Origin of the sequence: Streptomyces sp. AC512_CC834 (assembly GCF_019049325.1) — a bacterium.
Classification (GTDB): domain Bacteria; phylum Actinomycetota; class Actinomycetes; order Streptomycetales; family Streptomycetaceae; genus Streptomyces.
In genome coordinates, this window is the sequence record NZ_JAGMUO010000130.1 from 127,561 (window position 1) to 151,951 (window position 24,391).

At 71.0% G+C, this 24,391-nt stretch carries 21 protein-coding genes and 4 pseudogenes; 14 read left to right on the plus strand and 11 right to left on the minus strand.

What is annotated here, in order from left to right; translation table 11 throughout:
* Nucleotides 1-4 precede the first annotated feature (4 nt).
* Genes KUM40_RS40255 through KUM40_RS40265 form a run of 3 tightly spaced genes read left to right on the plus strand, consistent with a single transcriptional unit; the run spans nucleotide 5 to nucleotide 2,954 of the window.
* Nucleotides 5-1,573, plus strand: coding sequence for a 4-coumarate--CoA ligase family protein (locus KUM40_RS40255; RefSeq protein ID WP_217171354.1), 1,569 nt, complete (start codon nucleotides 5-7; stop codon nucleotides 1,571-1,573).
* Nucleotides 1,570-2,313, plus strand: a complete 744-nt coding sequence (locus tag KUM40_RS40260; protein WP_217171355.1) for an enoyl-CoA hydratase family protein — start codon at nucleotides 1,570-1,572, stop codon at nucleotides 2,311-2,313. The genes KUM40_RS40255 and KUM40_RS40260 overlap by 4 nt, the downstream gene beginning before the upstream one ends.
* The gene (locus KUM40_RS40265) at nucleotides 2,301-2,954 is read left to right on the plus strand and encodes a TetR/AcrR family transcriptional regulator (protein WP_217171356.1); all 654 of its coding nucleotides are present in this window, start codon (nucleotides 2,301-2,303) and stop codon (nucleotides 2,952-2,954) included. The genes KUM40_RS40260 and KUM40_RS40265 overlap by 13 nt, the downstream gene beginning before the upstream one ends.
* A 51-nt stretch (nucleotides 2,955-3,005) precedes the next feature.
* On the opposite strand, the gene pdxH is transcribed toward KUM40_RS40265, so the two are convergent.
* Complete coding sequence (pdxH, locus tag KUM40_RS40270; RefSeq protein WP_217171438.1) at nucleotides 3,006-3,704, minus strand: pyridoxamine 5'-phosphate oxidase; 699 nt, start codon at nucleotides 3,702-3,704, stop codon at nucleotides 3,006-3,008.
* A 258-nt stretch (nucleotides 3,705-3,962) separates the two neighbouring features.
* On the opposite strand from pdxH, the gene KUM40_RS40275 reads away from it, so the two are divergent.
* The 3 genes and pseudogenes from KUM40_RS40275 to KUM40_RS40285 form a co-directional block, all read left to right on the plus strand.
* Nucleotides 3,963-5,063: a citrate synthase 2 gene (locus KUM40_RS40275; protein ID WP_217171357.1), complete on the plus strand. Its 1,101-nt coding sequence runs from the start codon at nucleotides 3,963-3,965 to the stop codon at nucleotides 5,061-5,063.
* A 380-nt stretch (nucleotides 5,064-5,443) separates the two neighbouring features.
* Nucleotides 5,444-6,652 (plus strand): MATE family efflux transporter, encoded by a 1,209-nt coding sequence (locus KUM40_RS40280; RefSeq protein ID WP_254396404.1) that lies wholly within the window; start codon nucleotides 5,444-5,446, stop codon nucleotides 6,650-6,652.
* Between the two features lie 89 nt (nucleotides 6,653-6,741).
* Nucleotides 6,742-7,023, plus strand: a pseudogene (locus KUM40_RS40285) (transposase); the annotation flags it as partial.
* 27 nt (nucleotides 7,024-7,050) lie between these two features.
* Here KUM40_RS40285 and KUM40_RS40290 read toward each other — a convergent pair.
* The 5 genes and pseudogenes from KUM40_RS40290 to KUM40_RS40310 form a co-directional block, all read right to left on the minus strand.
* A pseudogene (locus KUM40_RS40290) lies at nucleotides 7,051-7,322 on the minus strand (DUF664 domain-containing protein); the annotation flags it as partial.
* A gap of 110 nt (nucleotides 7,323-7,432) precedes the next feature.
* Entirely contained in the window at nucleotides 7,433-7,981 is a 549-nt protein-coding gene (locus tag KUM40_RS40295; RefSeq protein WP_217171358.1) for a DUF1062 domain-containing protein, read from the minus strand.
* Between the two features lie 211 nt (nucleotides 7,982-8,192).
* Nucleotides 8,193-8,907: pseudogene (locus KUM40_RS40300) on the minus strand (transposase); the annotation flags it as partial.
* Nucleotides 8,908-9,066: 159 nt separating this feature from the next.
* On the minus strand, nucleotides 9,067-9,276 hold the full coding sequence (locus KUM40_RS40305; protein WP_217171359.1) for a DUF397 domain-containing protein: 210 nt from the start codon (nucleotides 9,274-9,276) through the stop codon (nucleotides 9,067-9,069).
* An 11-nt stretch (nucleotides 9,277-9,287) separates the two neighbouring features.
* On the minus strand, nucleotides 9,288-10,139 hold the full coding sequence (locus tag KUM40_RS40310; protein ID WP_217171360.1) for a helix-turn-helix transcriptional regulator: 852 nt from the start codon (nucleotides 10,137-10,139) through the stop codon (nucleotides 9,288-9,290).
* A gap of 224 nt (nucleotides 10,140-10,363) precedes the next feature.
* Here KUM40_RS40310 and KUM40_RS40315 point away from each other — a divergent pair, with 224 nt between their 5' ends.
* The 3 genes and pseudogenes from KUM40_RS40315 (at nucleotide 10,364) to KUM40_RS40325 (ending at nucleotide 12,359) form a co-directional block, all read left to right on the plus strand.
* A complete protein-coding gene (locus KUM40_RS40315) occupies nucleotides 10,364-10,813 on the plus strand; it encodes an ATP-binding protein (RefSeq protein ID WP_217171361.1) in 450 nt (149 codons plus the stop codon).
* A gap of 25 nt (nucleotides 10,814-10,838) precedes the next feature.
* Nucleotides 10,839-11,192 (plus strand): annotated as a pseudogene (locus tag KUM40_RS40320) (transposase); the annotation flags it as partial.
* 120 nt (nucleotides 11,193-11,312) lie between these two features.
* Complete coding sequence (locus tag KUM40_RS40325; protein WP_217171362.1) at nucleotides 11,313-12,359, plus strand: hypothetical protein; 1,047 nt, start codon at nucleotides 11,313-11,315, stop codon at nucleotides 12,357-12,359.
* A 9-nt stretch (nucleotides 12,360-12,368) separates the two neighbouring features.
* Here the strand turns inward: KUM40_RS40325 and KUM40_RS40330 are convergent, their stop codons facing one another.
* The gene (locus KUM40_RS40330; RefSeq protein WP_217171363.1) at nucleotides 12,369-13,142 is read right to left on the minus strand and encodes a glycosyltransferase family 2 protein; all 774 of its coding nucleotides are present in this window, start codon (nucleotides 13,140-13,142) and stop codon (nucleotides 12,369-12,371) included.
* A gap of 106 nt (nucleotides 13,143-13,248) precedes the next feature.
* Between KUM40_RS40330 and KUM40_RS40335 the strand changes: the two genes are divergently transcribed.
* Nucleotides 13,249-14,121: a GNAT family N-acetyltransferase gene (locus KUM40_RS40335; RefSeq protein ID WP_217171364.1), complete on the plus strand. Its 873-nt coding sequence runs from the start codon at nucleotides 13,249-13,251 to the stop codon at nucleotides 14,119-14,121.
* 145 nt (nucleotides 14,122-14,266) lie between these two features.
* Nucleotides 14,267-15,670, plus strand: coding sequence for a PAS domain-containing protein (locus KUM40_RS40340; protein WP_308401345.1), 1,404 nt, complete (start codon nucleotides 14,267-14,269; stop codon nucleotides 15,668-15,670).
* Nucleotides 15,671-15,779: 109 nt separating this feature from the next.
* Here the strand turns inward: KUM40_RS40340 and KUM40_RS40345 are convergent, their stop codons facing one another.
* Nucleotides 15,780-16,535, minus strand: a complete 756-nt coding sequence (locus KUM40_RS40345; RefSeq protein WP_217171366.1) for an SIS domain-containing protein — start codon at nucleotides 16,533-16,535, stop codon at nucleotides 15,780-15,782.
* 200 nt (nucleotides 16,536-16,735) lie between these two features.
* Between KUM40_RS40345 and KUM40_RS40350 the strand changes: the two genes are divergently transcribed.
* Entirely contained in the window at nucleotides 16,736-17,428 is a 693-nt protein-coding gene (locus KUM40_RS40350; protein WP_217171367.1) for a metal-dependent transcriptional regulator, read from the plus strand.
* Nucleotides 17,429-18,092: 664 nt separating this feature from the next.
* Nucleotides 18,093-18,995: an alpha/beta fold hydrolase gene (locus KUM40_RS40355; protein ID WP_217171368.1), complete on the plus strand. Its 903-nt coding sequence runs from the start codon at nucleotides 18,093-18,095 to the stop codon at nucleotides 18,993-18,995.
* Between the two features lie 327 nt (nucleotides 18,996-19,322).
* Here the strand turns inward: KUM40_RS40355 and KUM40_RS40360 are convergent, their stop codons facing one another.
* The 3 genes from KUM40_RS40360 to KUM40_RS40370 all read right to left on the minus strand — a co-directional run bounded on the left by KUM40_RS40360 (nucleotide 19,323) and on the right by KUM40_RS40370 (nucleotide 22,540).
* The gene (locus KUM40_RS40360) at nucleotides 19,323-20,957 is read right to left on the minus strand and encodes a transporter (RefSeq protein ID WP_217171369.1); all 1,635 of its coding nucleotides are present in this window, start codon (nucleotides 20,955-20,957) and stop codon (nucleotides 19,323-19,325) included.
* On the minus strand, nucleotides 20,954-21,730 hold the full coding sequence (locus KUM40_RS40365; protein ID WP_217171370.1) for an ABC transporter ATP-binding protein: 777 nt from the start codon (nucleotides 21,728-21,730) through the stop codon (nucleotides 20,954-20,956). The genes KUM40_RS40360 and KUM40_RS40365 overlap by 4 nt, the downstream gene beginning before the upstream one ends.
* Nucleotides 21,731-21,886: 156 nt before the next feature.
* Complete coding sequence (locus tag KUM40_RS40370) at nucleotides 21,887-22,540, minus strand: bifunctional DNA primase/polymerase (protein ID WP_217171371.1); 654 nt, start codon at nucleotides 22,538-22,540, stop codon at nucleotides 21,887-21,889.
* A 347-nt stretch (nucleotides 22,541-22,887) separates the two neighbouring features.
* Here KUM40_RS40370 and KUM40_RS40375 point away from each other — a divergent pair, with 347 nt between their 5' ends.
* The gene (locus KUM40_RS40375) at nucleotides 22,888-24,273 is read left to right on the plus strand and encodes a transcriptional regulator (protein ID WP_217171372.1); all 1,386 of its coding nucleotides are present in this window, start codon (nucleotides 22,888-22,890) and stop codon (nucleotides 24,271-24,273) included.
* Nucleotides 24,274-24,391 lie beyond the last annotated feature (118 nt).

Sequence of the window (24,391 nt, forward strand, 5' to 3'; positions counted from 1 at the left end):
AACCGTGTTCCGCAGTGAGTACGCTGACGTCCCGCCCGTCGACCTGCCCATCCACGACGCGGTGCTCGGCGGGGCCGCCGCCTTCGGGGGCGCCCCGGCGCTGATCGACGGCACCGACGGCACCACCCTCACCTACGAGCAGGTGGACCGGTTCCACCGGCGCGTCGCCGCCGCCCTCGCCGAGGCCGGCGTCCGCAAGGGCGACGTCCTCGCCCTGCACAGCCCCAACACCGTCGCCTTCCCGCTGGCCTTCTACGCCGCCACCCGCGCGGGTGCCTCGGTCACCACCGTGCACCCGCTCGCCACGGCGGAGGAGTTCGCCAAGCAGCTCGGCGACTGCCGGGCCCGCTGGATCGTCACCGTCTCACCGCTGCTCGACACCGCCCGCCGCGCCGCCGAACTCGCGGGCGGCGTCCAGGAGATCCTGGTGTGCGACAGCGCGCCCGGCCACCGCTCGCTCATCGACATGCTGGCCTCGACCGCACCCGAACCCGACGTCGCCCTCGACCCGGCCGAGGACGTCGCCGCGCTGCCGTACTCCTCCGGCACCACCGGCACGCCCAAGGGCGTCATGCTCACCCACCGGCAGATCGCCACCAACCTCGCCCAGCTCGAACCGCTGATGCCGTCCACGCCGGGCGACCGCGTCCTCGCCGTACTGCCGTTCTTCCACATCTACGGCCTCACCGCGCTGATGAACGCCCCGCTGAGGCTCGGCGCCACCGTCGTCGTGCTGCCCCGCTTCGACCTGGAGCAGTTCCTCGCCGCCATCCAGAACCACCGCATCACCAGCCTGTACGTGGCCCCGCCCATCGTCCTGGCCCTCGCCAAACACCCCCTGGTCGCGGACTACGACCTCTCCTCGCTGAAGTACATCGTCAGCGCCGCCGCCCCGCTGGACGCACGGCTCGCCGCCGCCTGCTCCCGGCGGCTCGGCCTGCCGCCCGTCGGCCAGGCCTACGGCATGACCGAACTCTCCCCGGGCACCCACGTCGTCCCCCTGGACGCCATGGCCGACGCGCCGCCCGGCACCGTCGGCAAGCTCATCGCCGGCACCGAGATGCGCGTCGTCTCCCTCACCGACCCGGGCGAGGACCTCCGCGCCGGCGAATCCGGCGAGATCCTCATCCGCGGACCCCAGATCATGAAGGGCTACCTGGGCCGCCCCGACGCCACCGCCGCCATGATCGACGAGGACGGGTGGCTGCACACCGGGGACGTCGGGCACGTGGACGGCGACGGCTGGCTGTTCGTCGTCGACCGCGTCAAGGAGCTGATCAAGTACAAGGGCTTCCAGGTGGCCCCCGCCGAACTGGAGGCCCTCCTGCTCACCCACCCCGGCATCGCCGACGCGGCCGTCATCGGCGCCTACAACGACGACGGCAACGAAGTACCGCACGCCTTCGTGGTGCGCCAGCAGGCCGCCGCCGACCTCTCCGAGGGCGAGATCATGATGTACGTCGCCGAACGCGTCGCCCCCTACAAACGCGTCCGCCGGGTCACCTTCACCGACGGCGTACCGAGGGCCGCGTCCGGCAAGATCCTGCGCCGGCAGCTCAGGGAGCGGCAGTGACCCCGACCGTCCGCATCGAGCGCACGCGCGCGCGGGGCGTCGAGACCCTCACCCTCGACTCCCCGCACAACCGCAACGCCCTGTCCGCCGCCCTCGTCCACGACCTGGCCGACGCCCTCACCGAGGCGGGCGAGGACCCGGGCGTCCGCGCCGTCGTCCTCACCCACACCGGCAACACCTTCAGCGCCGGCGCCGACCTGCGCGACCCGCCCGACCCGGACGCGCTGGTCGCGCTGTTCCGGCAGATCGCCGAGGTGCCGAAACCGGTCGTCGCCCGCGTCGCAGGACACGTCCGCGCGGGCGGCCTCGGCCTCCTCGCGGCCTGCGACATCGCTGCGGCGTCCCACCCGTCCACCTTCGCCTTCACAGAGGTCCGCATCGGCGTGGCCCCCGCCGTCATCTCCCTCACCCTGCTGCCGCGCACCGACCCCCGCGCCCTCGCCCGCTACTACCTCACCGGCGAGCGCTTCGACGCCGCCGAGGCCGCCCGGATCGGCCTGGTCACGGCGGCGGGCGACGACGTGGACGCCGTACTCGCACCCGTCCTCGACGGTGTGCGCCGTGCCTCACCGCAGGGCCTGGCGGAGACGAAACGGCTGCTCACGGCTAGGGTGCTGGAGGCCTTCGACCGGGACGCGGCCGACCTGACCGCGCTCTCGGCCCGGCTGTTCGCCTCCCCGCAGGCCCGCGAGGGGATGACGGCCTTCCTCGAACGACGGGATCCGGAATGGGTGGTGTGAGCGGCGCCGTGAACGCGGCGGACCGCGCGGACCGCGCGGAGCGCGTGCCCAAGCAGGACCGCAGCCGGGCCACCCGGCAGCGGCTCCTGGAAGCCGCCGTGGCCTGCCTCGCCGAACGGGGCTGGGCCGGCTCCACGGTCTCCGTCGTCGCCGAACACGCGGGCGTCTCCCGCGGCGCCGCCCAGCACCACTTCCCGACCCGCGAGGACCTCTTCACGGCGGCCGTGGAGTACGTGGCGGAGGAACGCTCCGTGGCGCTGCGCGCCCTGTTCCCCGAAGGCGCGGGCGCGGGCGCCGGCGACCGCCGGGCCGTGGTCGCCGCCCTCGTCGACCTCTACACCGGGCCCCTCTTCCGCGCCGCCCTGCACCTGTGGGTGGCCGCCTCCAACGAGGAGCAACTGCGCGGCCGGGTCACCGAGCTGGAGGCCCGCGTCGGCCGCGAGAGCCACCGCACGGCCGTCGACCTCCTGGGCGCCGACGAGAGCCGCCCCGGCGCCCGCGAAACCGTCCAGGGCTTCCTGGATCTGGCCCGCGGCCTGGGCCTGGCCAACCTCCTCACCGACGACGGTGCGCGGCGGGAACGGGTCGTCGACCAGTGGGCCCGGCTGCTGACGGAGGCACTGGACGGCGAGCCGGACTGACGCCACGGGGCCTCACAAGTCGCCGTCGGCCCAGGGCTCGCGGCCCAGGGCTCACGGACTGAGCCGCTCCACCCGCCAGCCCCCGTCCGCCTCCGCCTCGTAGCGCAGCCGGTCGTGCAGCCGGTTCTCCCGGCCCTGCCAGAACTCCACCGCCTGAGGCACCACCCGGAACCCGCCCCAGTGCGGCGGCACCGGCACCTGCTCGCCCTCCGGATAGCGCGCCACCAGCTCGGCGTACGCGGCGTCCAGGGCGCGCCGTCCGGCCACCACCGTGGACTGCGCACTGGCCCAGGCGCCAAGCTGGGAACCGTGCGGCCGGGTCCGGAAGTACGCGGCGGTCTCGTCCCGCCCGGTGCGCCACGCGACGCCCGTCACCACGACCTGCCGGGCCATCGGATGCCAGGGGAACAGCAGCGAGACGTGCGGGTTCTCGCCCAGTTCGCGCGCCTTGCGGGAGTCGTAGTTCGTGTAGAAGACGAACCCCTGTGCGTCGAAGTGCTTCAGCAGCACCGTGCGGGAGCTGGGCCGCCCCTGGGCGTCCGCCGTGGAGACGACCATGGCGTTCGGCTCGAACAGCCCGCCGTCCGTCGCGGCCTGCTTGAACCAGCGCGCGAACTGCTCGACGGGCGTCGCGGCCAGCTCGGTCTCGGACAGCCCCTCGGCCCGGTACTGCTTGCGCATCGAGGCCAGATCGAAGGGCGTGGCGGGGACGGCGGCGGAATCGGCTTCGCGGTCGGTCACGCCGCCCATCCTGCCGTATCCGCTCCGGGGCTCCCGCGCGGCGGTGTCCTGCGTCACGCCCTGGCACTGAGTGCCGTGAACACTCCCCAAAGCTGTCACTCAGGGATATCGTGCTTGCTCCCGCTCCGGCCGGATGACCGACGGTCGTACGGGGCATCACAGGGAAGACCGGCAGGACCGCGAGTCGAGGACACGACCGTGGATCCATGGAGGCGCCGCACCGCCTCCGCCCACGTCGCCATACACACGATCACGAGGAGCCGCCTGATGTCCGACTTCGTACCCGGGCTAGAGGGAGTCGTCGCGTTCGAGACGGAGATCGCCGAACCCGACAAGGAGGGCGGCGCCCTTCGCTACCGCGGCGTCGACATCGAGGACCTGGTCGGGCACGTCTCCTTCGGCAATGTCTGGGGCCTGCTCGTCGACGGGGCGTTCAACCCCGGCCTGCCGCCCGCCGAACCCTTCCCGATCCCCGTCCACTCCGGCGACATCCGGGTCGACGTCCAGTCCGCCCTCGCCATGCTCGCACCGGCCTGGGGCCTCAAACCCCTCCTGGACATCGACGCCGAGCAGGCCCGCGCCGACCTCGCCCGCGCCGCCGTCATGGCGCTGTCCTACGTCGCCCAGTCCGCCCGCGGCCAGGGCCTGCCCATGGTCCCGCAGCGCGAGATCGACAAGGCCGGGACGATCGTCGAACGCTTCATGATCCGCTGGCGCGGCGAGCCCGACCCCAAGCACGTCGCCGCGGTCGACGCCTACTGGACCTCCGCCGCCGAGCACGGCATGAACGCCTCCACCTTCACCGCCCGCGTCATCGCCTCCACCGGCGCCGACGTGTCGGCCGCCCTCTCCGGAGCCGTGGGCGCCATGTCGGGACCGCTGCACGGCGGCGCCCCCTCCCGCGTCCTGCACATGATCGAGGAGATCGAACGCACCGGCGACGCCGAGGCGTACGTCAAGAAGACCCTCGACGCGGGCGAACGCCTCATGGGCTTCGGCCACCGCGTCTACCGTGCCGAGGACCCGCGCGCCCGCGTCCTGCGCCGCACCGCCCGCGAACTGGGCGCCCCGCGCTACGAGGTCGCCGAAGCCCTGGAGAAGGCCGCCCTCGCCGAACTCCACGCCCGCCGCCCCGACCGGATCCTGGCCACCAACGTCGAGTTCTGGGCGGCCATCATGCTGGACTTCGCCGAGGTACCGGCCCCCATGTTCACCTCGATGTTCACCTGCGCCCGCACCGCCGGCTGGTCCGCCCACATCCTCGAACAGAAGCGCACCGGCCGCCTGGTCCGCCCCTCCGCCCACTACGTGGGCCCCGGCTCCCGCGACCCGCGCGAGATCGAGGGCTACGCCGACATCGCGGGCTGACGGCCGGCAGTCCCCGAAAACGCAGGCGACCCGCGAGTCTGGTTCCTCCAGTGGAGGAGCCGGCCGGACGTACCGGCGACTCGCGGGTCGGGTGACTGCTTGGGATTGGGCCGGCTGCACGCATCTGTCACGCGCTGGTCCGGCACCGCACTCCGTGTGGTGCCGGGCCGCTAGCCCGCAGCCACCTCACGCGTCCGGATGTCATACATTCGCCGGATCACCTCCCTTCGGTGTGGGGCCCACACTAGGAACGCGTCGCGCTCCGATCAACCTCTTTTTCGAGAGCTGCCCCGCCCGCTGAGCTTGCAGGCCAGGGTTCACCACTTCCGCTGACCTGTCAGCTTCCGCAGTGTGATGATCGAAGCCGTGATCAGCCCGCATTGCTCGGCAACCATGCCATCGCCGCCCTCGCGGCCTTCGCCATCGCCATGGCCGTGTTCAGTCCCGCTACCGCGACAGTGGCGGGCGCGCTCCGCGGCGTGATGCCGTTCATCACACCCAGCAAGGAAGATCCTTACCGTCTTCTGTCCGTAGTGCGCAGTGGAACGTGGCTCGCGATTACCGTCGGCACCATCGCGGCGGCGGCGGTCGCGTCCGTTCCCCTGATCGGCCAGGTGGTCGGCGTCCCCCGTACGACTCTCCACCAGTTGGGGGTCTTCCCCCTCCTGCTGGCCGGCAGCGTGCTCGCCATCGCGGTCAGCTCGTCAGCCACGTCCGTTCTGGTGGCGCTCGGCCACTCGAAGTCGGTGATGAGGGCCGCGCTGTCCGTCCTCCTCGTAGGTGGCCCCGGACCGCTGCCGAGTCATGGCCTGACCGGAGCAGGCATCGCCATGCTCACCTCCAGCGTGATCAGCGCTTGCGCCAACCAGGCAGCCATCCGCCGCTCTACCGTGCTCAACGGCCACTCGTTGTATCCGGGGCGGCCCAATGTGAAGCAGGTCTGGTCCTTGGGCACCGTGGGGATTCCGCTGGCCGGCACGGTGCTCGTCAAGTTCGCTGTCCTGGGCGTCCTGACCTTCGCGGTGGCCAGAATCGGGACGGACAGCACTGCGGTGCACAGCATCGGTATCTCCCTGGTCAACCTCATCTTCACGGCTGCGGTCGCGGTCGGCCAGGCCACCATCCCTCTGATCTCCGACTACGCAACGACGCAGGACAGCGCAGGTATCCGGCGGAGCGTTCGGGCGGGAACGTGGCTCGCACTGAGCGTCGTGGGGTTCATCGCGGCGTCGATGATCGTCCTCAGTTCCTGGGTCGTTCCTCTCTTCACCCAATATGTCGATGTGCGGCAACAGATCACGGACCTCCTGCCGCTGGTGCTGGCTGTGGTCGTCACCGACGCGCTGCAGGCAGTCGTCGGCTTCGGCCTCATCGGCCTCAAACGCACCGTGCCCAGTTTCGTGTCGATCTCTGTCTGCTACGGAGCGCTGGCAGCCGTCACCGCTCCGGTAGCCACGTCTGGAGGGCTTGCTGCCCTATGGATGGCTCTCGCCTTGGCCAATCTTCTCCAGGCAGCGAGTAAGGCCTACTACTTCTACCGACCCAGCGCGTTCAACGGCACCCGCGAATATGCGCCAACCACCATTTGAGAGCAGTAGCAGCCCATGCAGCCCTCTGTCTCCGACGGCAGTTGATGACCTCCGGCAAAGATCACCTGGGACTTCGGCAGTTCAAACACCTACTAGGCTCCGCCGGCCTGGGCACCCTGCTCGGCGCCCGGGTGCTCGCCGAGATCGGCAACGACCGCAGCCGCTTTGCCGACGCCAGTGCGTTGAAGTCCTACACCGGCTCCGCTCCGATCACCCGCGCTGCCGGCAGAAAACCCTTCGTCGGCTGCCACGCCGCCGCCGAGCGCCGCCTGCTCAACCGCTTCCTCGGCCAACTCCACCACGGTCTTCAGACGTGGCAGCATTTCGACGAACAACGCGCCTTCGCACCGCTCTTTCAAGCTGCCACGTGACCTGGAGTCGGCCAGAGGTTCCTGTTCATCTTCTGACCGCGCGGGCGCACCAACGGGCGGCATGTTCTGACCTGTGAACACGCGCTGGAACCAGTTGCGCTCCACCTCAGCCATGTGCTGAACGAGTCCCAGCAGCGTCATCGACGAGGGTGACGCCGCGGCAAGCCGTAATTGGTCATCTTTGAGGCCCGAACACTTCAGGGCGAGAGTCGCACGGTGAAAGCCCAGCCATGCTCCCAGCATGTCCGCTCGTCGGCATGCGCGGGAGGGATTGGCCGTCCGTCTGGTGTCGTATTCATGAGCGCACCCTGGCAGCAGCAGCCGCACCTCACGCGTGTCTTCGCCAGCGACGAACATACGTCCCGCCCTCTCCCATCCCACGGCTCACAAGCCGACTCTTCCGAGGGGCTCAGCACTTGAGAGTGAAGGTGAAGTCGCCGGACAGCTTGTCGCTCAGCCGGACTGCCGAAACTAGTTTGCCCTCCGTGATCAGTCTCTCGACCTCGGCACGCGAAAGACCGCACCCTTTAGCGATCAGTCGCACCGGCCGGACAGGGATCCGCGCCGCGAAGCGGACCGAGACGTCGATCACCTCGCGGTCCAGGTGATCTGATCCGCCGATGTCGAGGCGCCAGGCGTTTTCCCAGTCGAGGACGATGCGATTACGGCGCTGCACGACCGGGTCCTGCAGCAACTCGACTGCCAGAGCAGGGTCGTTGGCATGCAGGCGGTCCAGCAGCCCAGGCTGTACGGAGCGTACGTTCATCCGCTCCAGGACCGTGAGCTTTGCCGTGTCCCCGCAAGTGGTGCAGAGCACGAGGAGCCAGGCGTCGAGGAGCTTGTGGTTTGCGTTCACGCGAAACTTGCCGCTTGCCCGGAAGCGTTTGGAGGCGCACGTGTGGCAACGGCGGAGGACGAGAGGCAGGCAGGTGGGTATGACAACCCAGTTGTTGAGCACAGAAGTACACCGGTTTCAGTGAGAAGACCGCAGCAGAAAGGAGCGCGTCTCACATGCGCGACGCGCGACAGATCAGCACTCGGGAGGTCTCACAGGGTGTACAACGGCACGTCCTTGCCTAGACGACTTGGTTCGGCAGCACGGTAATGGCACACAGCAGCGCTGTTCCAGCGGTTTTCGAGCGCCTCACCGCCAGCTTCCGCCCGGCGGATCGCGGGCGGAGCCTGAGTCGGGTCGAGGCAACGGCAACGGTGCCGTGGAAGGCGTAGGCGCGCTTGTCGACCCTCGTCGCGACGCCCCGGAGTTCTTGTGGGCGCTGATCGTCCGCTCAACTTCGCTGCTCCGCTTGCAGTTCGCCTTGTCGAAGCCGGCGGGCCGACCGCCTTCGCTGCACCTCCGCCGGCGGTTGGCCCGCTGGATTTTCGGTTCGGGGATGGTGTGCCTGATCTGGCGCTGTCGCAGGTAGCGGCGGTTGCGGCGGTAGGAGTACGCCTCGTCACCGCCGAGGAGGTCGGGTCGGGTACGCGGATGTCCGCCCCGGGAGCGTCCGAGTCCCTCGTCGGGGCGGTGCTGCCGGAGCGTACGTCTTTCCGCAGCACCCGCGGCGCCGTCTTACGGGCCCGGCGGCGTACTGGTGGCCCGACAGGAGGTCGAATCCACGCTCACCATGTACCAGTCGATGCGGCCTTCCGCGTCGGCGTCGGCCAGGACGGCCGCGAAGACCTTGTCCCACGTGCCGTCCGCCGACCAGCATCCTGCCACGGCACCCCGGTGTGCAGTCGGCACAAGATGCCGTCGATGACCCTGCGGTGACTGGCCCACCGGCCGTCGCGCTACCCGGACTTCGACAGATGCGGCTTCAGCCGGGCCCACTCCACAGCCGTCAATCTCCCCGCCGCATGCCCATGCCAACGACCCGAAGTCACGACGGTCACGAGATCAGCCGGACAGGCCCTGGCCCGGGGTTACGGTCTGCGGCTGCCTTCGGCGTCTTGACGCACCGTTCCAAAAGTGTGAGCACTTCGGTCGTAACTGTCCTTATGTCGCTCAATTGAGCGGGTAAGTGGCAGATGGGGGCCGAGTGTTCACTCTTCTTGGAGAGGGTCTCGGGTGGGAGAGGGGCCACTCGCCGTGTGCGAGGCGAAGTACGCCCACGTGGCGGGGAGGAGGGTGAGTCGAGGGCTGGTCGGATTCTTGGAGTCGCGAACCAGGATCGCGTCGGAAGTGCGGGCTATTTCGACGCAGTTGGCCGCCTCGGCGCTGTACGTGGACTTCTGCCACGTGGGTTCGGGCATGGGAAGGCTCCTCACAGGGATGTGGCGATGCGGCGGATGAAGTCTTGGGACTCGGGCTTGGGAAGCGCGCGAGACTCCATACGGTCCAGTACGGAGCGATAGCGGTTCAACTGCGCTTCGGCGTCGTGGAATTCACAACCGTGGTCAGTGTCCAGGACAGCCGTGTCGAGTTGAGGCACCGGCCCGGTCGCGTAGGTGATCGGCTGGCCGGAGGCTGGAAAGCCGGTCTGGCCGAAGGGCACGACCAGCACGGTGACAGTGGGCTCTTCGCTCATCGCCAGCAGATGGTGGAGCTGGGCTTGGGCGATGGCAGGGCCGCCGAAGCCCATGCGTAGGGCCGCCTCATGGACGATGGCTGTGTACGGGGTGGGGGTGCCCTCGAACAGGACGGTCTGGCGCTTGATCCGGTAGGAGACGCGGTGCTCGATCTCGTAGGGGCGCAGCGGCGGGACCGCTTCACGCATGGTGGCGCGTGCGTGCTCCGGCGTCTGGAGCAGGCCTGGCATATGGACGGTGACGGCGACGCGCATCGCGGTGGCGTGGTGCTCGAGTTCGGCGAGGTCGAGGAGGCCGGACGGGAGGTTGTCGCGGTACTCCTCCCACCAGCCTCTTTTGCGGGCCCCGGTCATGCCGGCCAGGGCGTCGACGTATGAGTCGTCGGCACAGCTGTAGTTGCGCGCAAGCGTGCGTACGCGGTCGGCGCTCACGGCGTACCGGCCTGCCTCAATGTTACTGATGCGCGCTTGCGGGCCGCCGAGGAGTGCGGCGGCTGCGGTCGATGTCAGTCCGGCGTGTTCGCGGAGCTTCCGCAGCTCGGCACCGAGGCGTTGCTGGCGCAGAGTCGCGGTGGGAGCTGGAGGCATGACGGATCGACATCTCCTCGATGCGGGCGTGTGGTGTCACCCACATGGATGACAATTGGTAGGTATTCATGGATTTTATGGAAGAACTTACATGTAGCTGGCTAGGTTGTGTTCAGTCGCCCAACGCCGCGCCCCGTAAGCCGGAAGCGCACCCCCTCAGGCACTGCCACCGCTCGGTGTGGCCGTTGGGCAAGTCGATCCCCTTCTCTCCTGGAGGCCCCTTCATGGGCACCGTATCCCTGCCCGACACCTGGGTGTACGCGCTGCGCCTGCCGCACGACCCCAGAGCCGCACGCGTCGCACGCATGACCGTACGGGCCGCTCTCGGTGGGCACGGCAGGCACGAAGTGCTGGACACCGTCGAGCTGTTGACGTCGGAGCTGGTCACCAATGCCTACCGGCACACTCGGGGACCGTGCTCGCTGCGGATCACCGCGCTGAGTGACGGGCGGCTGCGGGTCGGGGTGTGGGACAGCCACCCGTACATCCCCGCGCCCTTCGCGGAACCGCCGGACGGCCACCGCACGGTCCCCGCCCCGCCGGACGCGGGCGGCGGGCGCGGACTGCACCTCGTACAGGCGTGCGCCGACTCCTGGGGCGGCTGGTCGCTGGGCGACGACCTGCTCGGGAGGGGCACCGGAAAGCTGCTCTGGTTCGAGGTGCGGTGTCCCTGAGCGCGTCCGGGAGATCCATGCTGCTGCCAACGGCCGGTCACGCGGGGGACTCACCACGAAGATCCATCTTGCTGCCGACGGCCGGTGCCGTCCCCTTGCGTTCGTCCTGACCGGCGGCCAAGGGGGCTACGCACCCGCCTTCATGGACGTCATGGCCGACCTGCGTGTACCGCGTCGCCGCGGACGGCCCCGGACCAGGCCGGACGTGGTCATGGCGGACACGGCGTTTTCCTCCCGCGCGATCCGCGACCACTTGAGCAAGCGCGGCATCCGTGCGGTGATCCCCCTGCCGGCAGATCAACGTGGCCATCGGCTGCGGCGGGGCAGCCGGGGTGGGAGACCGCCGGCGTTCGACCGGGAGACCTACAAGCAGCGCAACACCTCTACCTGGCCGGACTCCATATTGCTGGGATCTTGCTGCTGACTCAGGGAACCTGTTGGTGTCAGCTGACGGGGATCGGTACACCCATTGTCAGCGGCTGCTGGCAGCATCACCGCTGTGAACGCCATATTCACCACCCCGCCGCGGCCGTTCGACGTCACCGCGCTCTTCCCTCAACTGGCCCCGCTGGCACGGACGGCGACCCGGCTGCACCCGCGGCCGGGGGCGCCGACCGTGCACGACAGCTCCGTCGGCGGGCCGCTCCTGTGGCCCGCCGACGAGCCGTGGCCGCACTGCGAAGAACCGCACGACAGGCGTGCGGCGCTCACGATCAACTCCCCGGACGACATCCGGCTCCAGCGCCGTGTCCTCGCCGCAGCGGCCGAGCGCCTTCACCTCGACCCCGAGGCACCCGAGCGGACCCCCGAGGAACAGGAGATCTTGGATCTGATCAGGGCGGGCCGCCCATGGTTCGACGGCCCGATCCCTCTCGTGCCCGTCGCCCAGTTGTACGCCCGCGATATTCCCTTCCCCTGCCCGCCCGACGCGGACCTGCTCCAAGTCCTGTGGTGCCCCTTCGACCACGAGATGGCCCACCCGAAGACCGCCCTCTTCTGGCGGTCCTCCGCCACCGTCACCGACGTCCTCGACGCACCACCCGAGCCGCCGATCGTCCAGGACGGCTGGTACCTCCCGGAGCCGTGCCTGTTTTCACCGGAGCAGGTCACCGAGTTCCCCAACCCCTCGGAGCTGAGCGAGGAGCTTTGGGACCAGCTGGAGGACATGAGCCGCTGGGAGACGATCGACCCCGCGCAGTACAAGGCGTACGCGGACGATCCGGGCGAGCTCTACCTGAACAACCTATGCACCGCCCCCGGCTGGAAGACCGGCGGCTGGACCTGCTGGAGCCCCACCGACCCCGTCGACCGCGCCTGCCCGGAGTGCGGCACCGAGGCGGTCCCGCTCCTCACCATCGCCTCCGGGGAATGGGACGGCGGCAGCGGGACCTGGATCGCCGAGGAGAACCGGCCGACCCCGGGCCCGCCGCCCCTGGGCGCCCGGGACGGCAACTTCACCTTGATCGATATCACCGGCGGCAACAACCTGCAGCTCCACGTCTGCCCGTCTTCTCCGCACCACCCCCACTTCGAACTGCTCCAGTGAGCTCGTGCCCTAGATGCGGGAATTGCGCAACGACTGCCGCACAGCGCCGGCCAGCGCCCGCGTCGCCCGCGGGACCGACAGATGCTCGTGTTCGCGGTACAGGGCCCAGTTGTACTGCACGAGCGAGAGCTTGTTGGAGGACAGCGATCCCGCCTGGTGGGCCCGGTACACCGCGAGCGGCTCAGCCAGGCCCCGGGCGTCGGCGCCGTCCCGCATGATCGACAGCCAGAGGGCGTAGTCCTGGCGCTTGCGCATCTCCGGCATCAGCCTCGTGCCCAGGACATTGCGGTCGTACATGGCGGTGAGAGCACCGATGTGGTCTTGGACCAGCATCGCGCGGTAGTCCACGTGGTCCCGCGCACGGACCACCCGCCCGTTCGGGACCCAGTCGGTGCTCCCGCCGTCGTATTCGGCGTCCATCTTGAAGTACGAGGTGAACGTCAAAGGCGCGGTGGCCTCCGCAGCGAAGGCGAGCTGCTTCTCGGTCTTCTCCGGCAGCCACATGTCGTCGCTGTCGAGAAAGGCGATGTAATTCCCGCGGGCCCGCTCGATCGCGAGGTTGCGGGCCCGGCCTGCGCCGCCCCGTTCGGGCGCCGACTCCGGCAGGACGCGCTCGTCCTGCCCGGCGAACTCGCGGAGCAGGTCCATGGAGCCATCCGAGGACTGGTCGTCGGTGACCAGCAGCTCCAGGTCGCCGTGGGTCTGCGTGAGCACCGATCGGACGGCTGCGCCGAGGGTGGCTGCCGAGTTGTACACGGGCATCACGACAGAAACCAGGGGCACAGCGCTTCTCCTTGCCGGACCAGGAACGACGGTCCATTCAAGCACCGCGATCGAGCAGGAGCTATTGCGTTGATCGTCTCTGCACTGGTCACCTACGGTTCCACGCATGACGAAACGGTTGGGGGAACCGCCGGTCAGGCGGGCGATAGTCAGCGGGTCGACGTTCGAGGAGCGGATCGGGTACGCGCGGGCCGTCGTCGACGGGGACTGGGTGCACGTGTCGGGGACGACCGGGTTCGACTACGCGGCGATGACCATCTCCGAGGACGTGGTGGAGCAGGCCGAGCAGTGTCTGCGCAACGTCGGGGCCGCGCTGGCCGAGGCGGGGTGCACGTTCGCCGATGTGGTGCGGGTGCGGTACCTGCTGCCCGCGCGGGAGGACTTCGAGCCGTGTTGGCCCGTGCTGCGGGGAGCGTTCGGGCAGGTGCGGCCGGCCGCGACGATGATGGTGTGCGGGCTCGCGGACGAGCGGATGCGGATCGAGATCGAGGTGTACGCGCGCCGGGGGACGGTCACGGTCGGTGCCGACTCACCGCTGCGGATCGAGACGGTGGACGGGGACGCCCGGGCGGAGGAGTGGCGGCACGTGCACAACCTGATCGTGCCGCCCGCCGCGATGACCCTCGACGAGGTGCGGGAGCGCGGTGGGCGCTACCGGCTCGAGAACGCCTACCTCGGGGACGTGCTCGTCGGCTGCTCCACCGTGCGGCCGCCCCAGGGCGAGGAGCGGGTGGCGACCGTGATCGCGCGGGTGCTGCCGGCGTTCCGGGGGCGCGGGATCGGTACGGCGCTCTACGGGGCGGGGCTGGCGCACGCGCGTGGGCTCGGGGCCGGGGTGGTGGAGACGGTGGTGCTGGCCGCGAACGCCGACGGGTTGCGGTTCGCGACGGGGCGTGGGTTCGTGGAGAGGGAGCGGTACGTGCTCGACGGCGAGCGCGACGAGTGGGTCGATCTGAGGCTCGCCGTGCCTCCGTCATGACGGGGGCGTATGCCGAGTTTCCGCAGTACAACGATTTCTGCAATCTTGCGGGAACTCGGTGTGTGCTGCATCACGTTCGAGTTGAATGAAGGCCAGTGAGCGAACCGACGTACCGTACGGCGGACGCAGCCTGCAGGGGGTCCAGGTGAGTGCTTCCCGGCGTAGTGGGACCACCGACGAGCTGGGGCCGGACGAGCCGGAGCAGCCCGAGCGGGACGGTGCGGACCTGTTGGCCGCGCTCCTCGACGGGATGGACGCCGCCCTGTGCGCCTTCGACGCGGACGGGGTCGTGACCCATTGGAACCGCGAGGCGGAGCGGATCCTTGGCTGGAGCGCGGCCGAGGCCGTGGGACGGCAGGGCTTCGCCGGGTGGGCCGTGCGCAGCGCGGACGCCGGGGAGGTGGAGGACCGGCTGCTGTCCGCGATGCGGGCGCCGGGCCGTCAGGTGCACGAGTTCGCGCTGCTGACCAAGGACGGCGGCCGGGTGCTGGTGCGTACCCAGTCTGCGGCGGTGCGCGGTCCCGACGGGAAGCCGGCGGGCGTGTACTGCGCGTTCAGCGAGGTGCACGCGCAGATCGACCTCGAGCGGTCCATCGCGCTGAGCGAGGCCCTGCTGGAGGACGCGAGCTGGGGTGTCGTGCTGGTGGACGTCGATCTGCGGCCCGCCGTGGTCAACGCGCACGCGGCGCGGGCGCTGGGCGCCGGGCGTACGTCGGTGCTGGGGCGGCCGCTCGGTGATCTCCTCGCCCAGGGCGTCGAGGAGCTGGAGAACGCGCTGACGCACGTCCTGGCCGAGGGCGCGCCGCCCGCGCCCGCCGAGGTGTGGGTGAGCCTGCGCACGCCGGAGGGGGAGCGGCGCCGGTGCTGGCGCAGTGGCTTCGTGCGGCTGGCGTCCCCGCTCGCGGAGGAGCCGGTGCCGTTGGGTGTCGGCTGGCTGTTCCAGGACGTCACGGAGTCGAAGCAGGGCGAGCAGGAGGCGGCGCTGCTGCGCTTCCGGGCCAACCAACTGCACCGGGCGGCGCGGGCAGCCGCCGAGTGCGAGGACCCGGCGGAGGCGGCGATCGTCCACCTGGACTTCGCGCTGGCCGGGTTCGCCGACCACGCGCTGATCGACCGGGTGGTGGGCGGGGCCGCGGTGGACACCGACGTGGCGGAGCCGGTCCGGCTGGTGCGGGTCGCGGCCACGCCGTCCGGCGCGCCGGGGCCGAGCGTGCCGTCCGGGACGGCCGGGATGCCGGTGCGTTACGGCGAGGGGCATCCGGCGGTGCAGTGTGTGGAGCGGGTGGGTTCGGTGCGGGCGAGCGCGGGCGTCCGGTCGGTGCCGGCCGAGCGGGTGCGCGAGTGGGCCGCGGCCCGGCAGTGGCCGGCGGACACGGTGCACGGCCTGTGCGCGGTGCTGCGCAGCCGGGGCCGGACGCTGGGTGTGGTGACGTTTCTGCGGGGCGCGGGGCGGAGCGCGTTCGAGCGGTCCGACGCGATGTACGCCGAGGACGTCGCGGTCCGGATCGCGACGGCACTGGATCTGGCCGGCGCGGTGGACAAGCGGTAGCGGGGGCGCGGGGGCAGGGCGGGGGTGGGGTGTGCCTGGGTGGTGGCGCGGTTTGTGTGCGTGGCCGGGTGTCGCTGCCGCCGTGGACGGGTGCGGGCCCGGTGTCCGCTCAGCGCCGGTAGAAGATGCGGTCCCGGTACTGCTCCAGCACGCGTCCGTTCCATTCGTGGCCGCCGTCCACGTTGCCCGAGCGCAGCAGCGGGGGTTCGATGCCGCGGTCGGCGAGGGCGCCGGCCGCCGTGGCCGTCACGGCCTGCACGAGGGCGCTGGTGACGACCGTGGAGGCGGGCGCGAAGGGCGCCGGGACCGTGTCGAGGGTGAGTTCCGCGTCGCCGACGGCGATCTTGGAGTCCAGCACGATGTCGCAGTGGTCCTTGAGGAAGGTGCCGGAGGTGTGCCGGGACGTCGTCTCGGACGCGTACGCCACCGACGTCACGCCGATGACCCGGACGCCGAGCGCACGGGCGTTCATGGCCATCTCCACGGGCAGGGCGTTGCGCCCGGACAGGGAGATGATCACCAGGGCGTCGCCCTCGCGCAGCGGCGAGGAGTCCAGTACGGCGCTCGCGAGGCCGTCGACGCGCTCCAGGGCGGAACCGAGCGTGGCCGGCATCACGTCGACGCCGACGACACCGGGCACGGTGAGCAGGTTCATCAGGGCGAGTCCGCCGGCGCGGTAGACGACGTCCTGGGCGGCGAGGGAGGAGTGACCGGCGCCGAAGGCGAAGAGCCGGCCGCCGTTCTGCACGGTGTCGGCGAGCAGCGTGCCGGCCGCCTCGATACTGTTCGCCTCCTCGTCGCGGACGCGTCGCAGGAGGTCGATCGCCGCGTCGAGGAACTGGCCGGCCGGCTTGCGGTCGCTCATGCGGGACCCCTTCGGTGTGGCTGCGTCGCGGATCACGGTGCGGTCTGGACCAGGGCGGTGTCAATACGGCGTTGCGGGGGCCGCGGGCCCGGCTTTTCGCGGCAAGGCACGGTTGTCAGTGGTATGCGTCAGAATTGGGTGCAGGGCCAGCGCACGCGCCGGTGGGCCGTAGCCTCCGGCAATCTCATCAAGGGGCACGAATGTCCGGACTGATCGACACCACGGAGATGTATCTCCGCACCATCCTCGAGCTGGAGGAGGAAGGTGTGGTCCCGATGCGCGCCCGGATCGCCGAGCGGCTCGACCAGAGCGGCCCGACGGTCAGCCAGACGGTGGCGCGGATGGAGCGCGACGGACTGGTGTCCGTGGCGGCGGACCGCCATCTGGAGCTGACCGAGGAGGGCAGGCGGCTGGCGACGCGCGTGATGCGCAAGCACCGGCTCGCGGAGTGCCTGCTGGTCGACGTGATCGGCCTGGAGTGGGAGCAGGTGCACGCCGAGGCGTGTCGCTGGGAGCACGTGATGAGCGAGGCGGTCGAGCGCCGCGTGCTCGAGCTGCTCCGGCACCCGACCGAGTCGCCGTACGGGAACCCGATCCCGGGTCTGGAGGAGCTGGGCGAGACGGACAGCGCCGACCCCTTCCTGGACGAGGGCATGGTGTCCCTCGCCGACCTCGACCCGGGCCTCGAGGGCAAGACGGTCGTCGTGCGCCGGATCGGCGAGCCGATCCAGACGGACGCGCAGTTGATGTACACGCTGCGCCGGGCCGGGGTGCAGCCCGGCTCGGTGGTGAGCGTGACCGAGTCGGCGGGTGGCGTGCTGGTGGGCAGCGGCGGTGAGGCCGCGGAGCTGGAGGCGGACACCGCCTCCCACGTGTTCGTCGCCAAGCGCTGAGCGCGGGGAGGACCGGCGGGAGGACCGCCGGGGCGTCAACCGCACGCCGTGCGGAGCGGATCCGCGCGCCGGCTCGCGGAACCCGTCGATTCGTGGCCCACTGCGCCGAAGGGCAGCGCCCGGACGCTTCGCGTGCGAGGCTGTGGCGTGAGGCATATGACGTAAGGGGCTCTTGGCCGTGGCCTGACAGCGATGTCGCCCGGCCGGAGAGGGGGAGGGACGTGCCGGAAAGACGGAAAAGACGGAGAGGGCCCCGGCGCCGTGTGGCGCCGGGGCCTGTCCTCCCCTGTGCTGACCTGGAGCCCCGAGCTCTCAAGGTCAATCCCCTCGGACCGTTTTCCCCGAGCGGTCCGCCTCCCGTTGAAGATCTCCCCTGGGCGGCGGCGATCAATCCCTGAGTGGTGTCACTCGAATGAGGGGTGTTGCTCACCGGGACCGCATTTTCGAATAGGCATTCGATACTCTGCGGACGTCGAACGGCTGTGGACACCATGGCGGGACGGCGGGAACGGCAAGTACAGCCAGTACGGCAAGTACAGCCAGTACGGCAAGTACGGCAGGTACCGCAAGTACGGCAGGTACGGCAGGCAGGAAACGGTTCACAGGACCGGCCGGCCCGCAAGGGGCGGGCGGGTCCGAGCGGAGCTTGGGGGTGCCAGGACCTATGGCGCGGCGCATCGACGTGACCGGCGCGGGCGGCGTACGCCTCGCGGCCTGGGAGTTCGGCGACCCTCCCAAGACCGACCGGACGCACGGCACACCCCCGGCGGGCACACCCCCCGCGACCGGGGCCGGGGACCCGCCGGGCGTGCTGTTACTGCACGGCCTGATGGGCCGCGCCTCGCACTGGGCCCCCACGGCCCGCTGGCTCTCCGCCCGCCACCGGGCCGTCGCCCTCGACCAGCGCGGCCACGGTCGCAGCGACAAGCCCCCGCGGGCCTCCTACACCCGGGAGGCCTACGTCGAGGACGTCGAGGCCGCCCTGGAACAGCTCGGCCTCGGCCCCGCCGTACTGATCGGGCACGCCATGGGCGCGCTGACCGCCTGGCAGCTCGCCGCCAAACGCCCCGACCTGGTCCGCGGTCTGATCATCTGCGACATGCGGGCCTCCGCCCTCGGCAGCGCCTCGCAGCACACCTGGACCGAGTGGTTCCGCGCCTGGCCGGCCCCCTTCGCCACGCTCGCCGACGTCCGCAAGTGGTTCGGCGAGGACGACCCGTGGGTGGAGCGGCCGAACCCGGCCCGCGGCGAGTTCTACGCCGAGGTGATGGCCGAGTCCCCGGACGGCTGGCGGCCCGTCTTCGAACCGGAGCAGATGCTCAGGTCCCGCGAGACCTGGGTCTACGACGCCCACTGGGAGGAGCTGGCGCAGGTGCGCTGCCCCACCCTGGTCGTCCGCGGCCTCGACGGCGAGCTGGGCCGTGCCGAGGCCCAGGAGATGGTCCGCGTCCTGCCCCGCGGCCAGTACGCGGAGGTCGCCGACGCCGGTCACCTCGTCCACTACGACCAGCCGGAGGCCTGGCGGGCGGCCATCGAGCCGTTCCTGAACACCCTCAGAGACCTCTGACCGCCGCCTGTGCCCGGCCGACCGCCGGCTGTGCCAGGCTGATCCGCCGACCGCGCCCGGCCGACCGCCGCCTGTGCCCGGTCCCGCGCCGCTCGTGTCCGGCCTGAGCGACGCTCGTGCCCGGTCCCGCGCCTGACGCCTTGGGAGGCTGCCCGGCACTGCTTGCTGAGCGCTGTGCCGCCCGCGCCTACGCTGCCCCGCCCGTGCCCCGGGGGCCCGTGCCGCCCGCTGCCCGCGCCCGGGACCCCGTGTCGCTCGTGCCCGTGTCGCTCGTCCCCGTGTCGCCCGCGCCCGCGGCCCGTGCCGTCCGCCCCGGGAGGCCGGGCGTCACCCCTTGCTGACCGCCGACAGGATCTCCGGCAGCCGTCCCGCCGTGCGGGGCGCCGCCAGTCGCAGGCCGGCCAGTGTCAGCGCCGCGCCGTACACCGCGCCGACCGGCAGCAGCAGCCAGCCGAGATCGTCGGCGCCCTCGCTCACGTTCAGCCAGATCGTCAGCGCGATCACCGGCGCGCACAGCAGGGCCGCGCCGATCATGCCGCCGAAGATCGAGATCCAGGCCAGCCCGACCTGACCGGGGGCGACGTTCTTGTACCCGTCCTGCGGGATGGAGTACGGGAAGCGTGCCGAGGTCCACGCGCCGGTCGCCAGCATCGCGCCGAGCAGCGCGAAGGACAGGCCGAGCGCCTCGGGCAGGGTCCGCCAGTCGTCGAGCATCGCGGTGGTCAGGACGGTGACGAGGGTGGCGTACGGCAGCGTGACCAGCAGCAGTGCCAGCGCCCGGGCGCGCAGCTCGACGTAGGCGTCCCGGGTCGACGAGATCGTCATCGCGACCATCCAGAACGCGGACGTGTCCTGCCCGAACTGGTTGTACATCTGGATGCCGAGCATCCCCGCGGCGAAGCAGGCGAAGTAGACCGAGCCGGTGCCCTGCCAGGCGTTGAACACCGGCACGATCAGCCCGATGGCCAGCGAGGTCACCCACGCCGCCTTGGTCTTCGGGTCGCGCCACACATAGCGCAGCGTGCGTTCCATGGTGGTGCCGGTGCGGCCCGCCGGCAGCCACCGGGCGGCCCCGGCCGAGCCGCGCTCACGCACCGGCCGGGTGTCACTCTGGATCGTGGAGCCGTCGGGCGTGGTCATCAGCCGCGTCAGATGACGCGCCCACACCCACAGCAGCAGCACCAGCGCCGCCGCGGTCAGCGCCAGCAGGACCAGCGCCACGCCGTACGACCCCTCGCTCGCCGCGTCCATCGCGCCGATCGCGGAGGCGGGCGGAATCCAGCGGACCACGTCGGCCACCGGATCGAGCTCCCCGAGCCCCGACGAGCCCAGCCGCTGCGCGCCGAAGTTGACGAGCTGCGCGCCGACCGCGATGACCAGTCCGCTCAGCACCGCCAGATCGCGCCCCTTGCGGCTGGTCAGCAGCCGTACGTTGGCGGCGGCGACGGCCCGCGCCAGGGTCACGCACACCAGCAGCGCGAGGGCGGCGCCCACGACACCGACGGCGTACGCCGCCCCGCCGTGCGCGACCGCGACCACGGAACCGGCGAACATGCACAGCGTGAACAGCGGCCCGATGCCCACCAGCGAGGACGTGAGCAGGGCCCGGACCAGCGGGCCCGGCCGCAGCGGCAGCATCACCAGCCGGGTGGGGTCGAGCGTCTCGTCGCCGCCGGGGAAGAACAGCGGCATCACCGCCCAGCCGAGGGCGAGCACCGCCGTGAGCAGCACGACCAGCGAGTCCACGTGCGCGTACCCGCGCAGCGCGATCAGGCCGATCAGTTGGAGCGCGGCGAAGAGCAGCACGACGACGGCCGAGGCGATGTAGGCGGCCCGCCGCCCGCCGGACTGCCGCAGCCCGTTGCGCAGCAGGGACAGCTTCAGCCGCACGAAGACGGACGTGAGGGACGAAGGGGATGAAACAGGCGTGCCCGGCGTGAGGGGAGCGGACTGTGCGCTCATCGGGACCCGCCGCCCAGCCAGTCCAGGTCGGACCCGGCGTCCCGGGCCCCGGCGCCGACGAGTTCGAGGAACGCCTCCTGCAACGAGGCCGCCTCGCCGCGCACCTCGGTGAGCGTGCCGGTGGCCCGGATGCGGCCGGCTGCCATCACCGCCACCCAGTCGCACAGCGACTCCACCAGCTCCATCACGTGGGAGGAGAAGACGACGGTGGCACCGGAGGCGGTGTAGCGCTCCAGGACGCCCCGGATGGTCTGCGCGGAGACCGGGTCGACGCCCTCGAACGGCTCGTCCAGGAACAGCACTTCCGGGTTGTGCAGCAGCGCCGCCGCCAGCCCGATCTTCTTGCGCATGCCGGTCGAGTAGTCGACGACCAGCTTGTGCTGGGCGCCGGACAGGTCCAGCACGTCCAGAAGCTGCGAGGCCCGCTTGTCGACCTCGGCGCCGGGCAGCCCGCGCAACCGGCCCGTGTAGCCGAGCAGTTCCCGCCCCGACAACCGCTCGAACAGCCGCAGTCCCTCGGGCAGCACCCCGATCCTGGCCTTCACCTCGACCGGATCACGCCACACGTCGTGCCCGACGACCTCCACCGACCCCTGATCGGGCCGCAGCAGCCCGGTCACCATGGAGAGCGTGGTGGTCTTCCCGGCCCCGTTCGGCCCGACGAGCCCGATGAACTTGCCCGCGGGCAACTCCAGATCGATCCCGCCCACGGCAACCTGCTGCCCGAACCGCTTCCAGAGCCCCTGCACACGCACAGCGCTGATACTCACCACGTCTCTCCCTCCGTCGACTTCGCACCCTACGGGGGAGGAGCGCCCCGAAAGGGGCGCGGGGCTGCGTCGATATGCGGCTCCGCCGCGTGGACGCGATCAACCGCATACGGTCGGCAGCCGCCGGAACACAGCAACCCGGCAGACGAACAGGCGCCCTTAACGATCCCTGCCGCACGCGTACGTCAACGGCGAGATCAACTCCTCCACGTCCGGCAGCCACCGATTCACCGCGGTCGGCCGGCAGGCCCACTGCACGGCCCCCCGAGTCCCGTACCGCGTGGGCGGCGCGGCCACATACGCGCCCTCCCCCAGCGCGGCGAGGTCAAGGACCGACGGCGACCACCCCAACCGCCGCACCAGATCGGGCACCTTCACCGTGGCCCCGGGAAGAACGAAGAACCGCATCCGCCGGTCCGGTGTCAGCGTCACAGGACCCAGCGTCAGCTCCATCCGCTGCATCCGGGCCAGCGCCAGGAACCCCGCGGTCTCGGGCACGTCGATCGCGTCGAACGTCCGCCCCGTGGGCAGCAGGATCGACGCCGTCGGCTGCTTCTGCCACATCCGCCGGGCGACGGTCGCGCTGCCCGTCGCCTGCGTCGCCCAGTCCTCGCGCGCCGGGTGCGCGCCCGGGTCGGCGCACTCCGGGTCCGCGCAGGAGCAGTGCTGCACCCCGTCGGCGGCTACCAGCCAGGTGCCGGGAAACACGTCCCAGTGACGCTCCTCTGCGTAGCGTACGGCGGTCTCCAGCAGCGATGTGCCGCGCTGCTGCGGGATCTGAGCGGCTTCGGTGCCCGGGATGGTCTCTTCCACGAGGAACTCAACTCCCGGGCTCACCGGGGGTTACGGGGGTTGTGTGCGCGGGGGAGGTGCATCGACACCGCATTCGGGGCGCATGGGTGCATACGTGGGGGCGCGCAGGAGGATTCACCGCGGGAGCTGGGTAGCCACGTCTGGGGCCGACGGGCCGACGGGCTGACGGGCCGACGGGCTGAACCACCCACCGACGCCTGCCGCGCCTGCCGTCGCCCCGGCAATCCTCGCAAGCTTCGCAAGTCTCGCATTGTCGGCACATCGACGGGGCATTGATCTTCACGGCCGGATCTTCTCTTCCGCCGGGACAGCATCGAGACCGCATGAGACCGCATGGGGGTTACGCCATGGCCGCAAGGCCTCTCGTCGCGCGGCAGCCGAACGAACGACTGCAGGCGCTCATTCAGGAAGCGGGCTGCTCGAACGCGGGCCTCGCCCGCCGGGTCAACGTGTGCGGGGTCGAGCACGGTCTCGACCTGCGGTACGACAAGACCTCCGTGGCCCGCTGGCTGCGCGGTCAGCAACCGCGGGGCCGGGCACCGGCGATCATCGCCGAGGCGCTCGGACGCAAGCTCGGCCGCACGGTCACGATCGACGAGATCGGCATGGCCAACGGCAAGAACCTCGCGTCGGGCGTCGGCCTCCAGTTCTCGCCGACGGTACTGGGGGCCATCGAGCAGGTCTGCGAGTTGTGGCGCAGCGACGTGGGGCGCCGGGACTTCCTGTCCGGTTCCTCGGTCGCCGCCTCCGCGCTCGTCGAGCCGAGCCGGGACTGGCTGATTTCCGCCCCCGACCCACAGGTGTCGCGCTCGGCGGGGTCGCGGGTGGGCCAGTCCGACGTGGCGGCCGTGAAGGCGATGACACAGGCACTGGTGGACCTGGACCACCAGTACGGCAGCGGGCACGTGCGCCCGGTCCTCGTGCACTATCTGAACAGCGTCGTCTCCGGACTGCTGGCCGGCTCCTACCGGGAGGCGGTCGGACGGGAGTTGTTCGCCACGGTCGCCCGGCTGACCGAACTGGCCGGATACATGGCGGTGGACACCGGCCAACCGGGCCTCGCCCAGCGGTACTACATCCAGTCCCTGCGCCTCGCGCAGGCCGCCGGTGACCGCGGCTACGGCGGCTACGTCCTCGCCGCGTCCATGAGCCACCTGGCCGCGCAGCTCGGAAACCCGCGCGAGATCGCCCAGTTGGCGCGGGCGGCGCAGGAGGGCGCACGCGGGCGGGTGACGCCGCGCGCGGAGGCGATGTTCCACGCGGCCGAGGCCCGCGGCCACGCGCTCCTCGGCGACGTACGGGCGGCGCACGAGGCGGCCGGACGGGCGGTCGGCGCGATGGAGGCGGCCGATCCGGCCGCCGGGGACGACCCGGTGTGGATCGCCCACTTCGACGAGGCCTATCTCGCCGACGAGTTGGCGCACTGCCACCGGGACCTCGGCCAGGCCGACGCGGCGGCGCGGTACGCGCGGCAGTCCCTGGACGGCCATCCCGGGTCGAGGGCGCGCCGACGGGCCATCGGACATGTGCTCTTGGCCACGGCCCAGGTGCAGCAGCGCGAGATCGAACAGGCCTGCAACACGGCGACGAAGGCCGTGGAACTCCTGGAGACGCTGCGCTCGAACCGGGGCGCCGAATACCTCGACGACTTCCAGGCCCGGCTCGAGCCGTACCGGGAAGAAGCCGTGGTCAGAGAGTTCGGCGCCCGGCTCGATCTGCAGGCCGCCGCGTGAACGGACGGGTCGCGGATGCGTGAACACGCGTGAAGTTTCGGTGTGGTGAGCGGAAAGGAACATCAACAGCGTGCCGCGGCCCGGTTTTGTTACTGCCGTCACAGGGAAAGAGCTGACG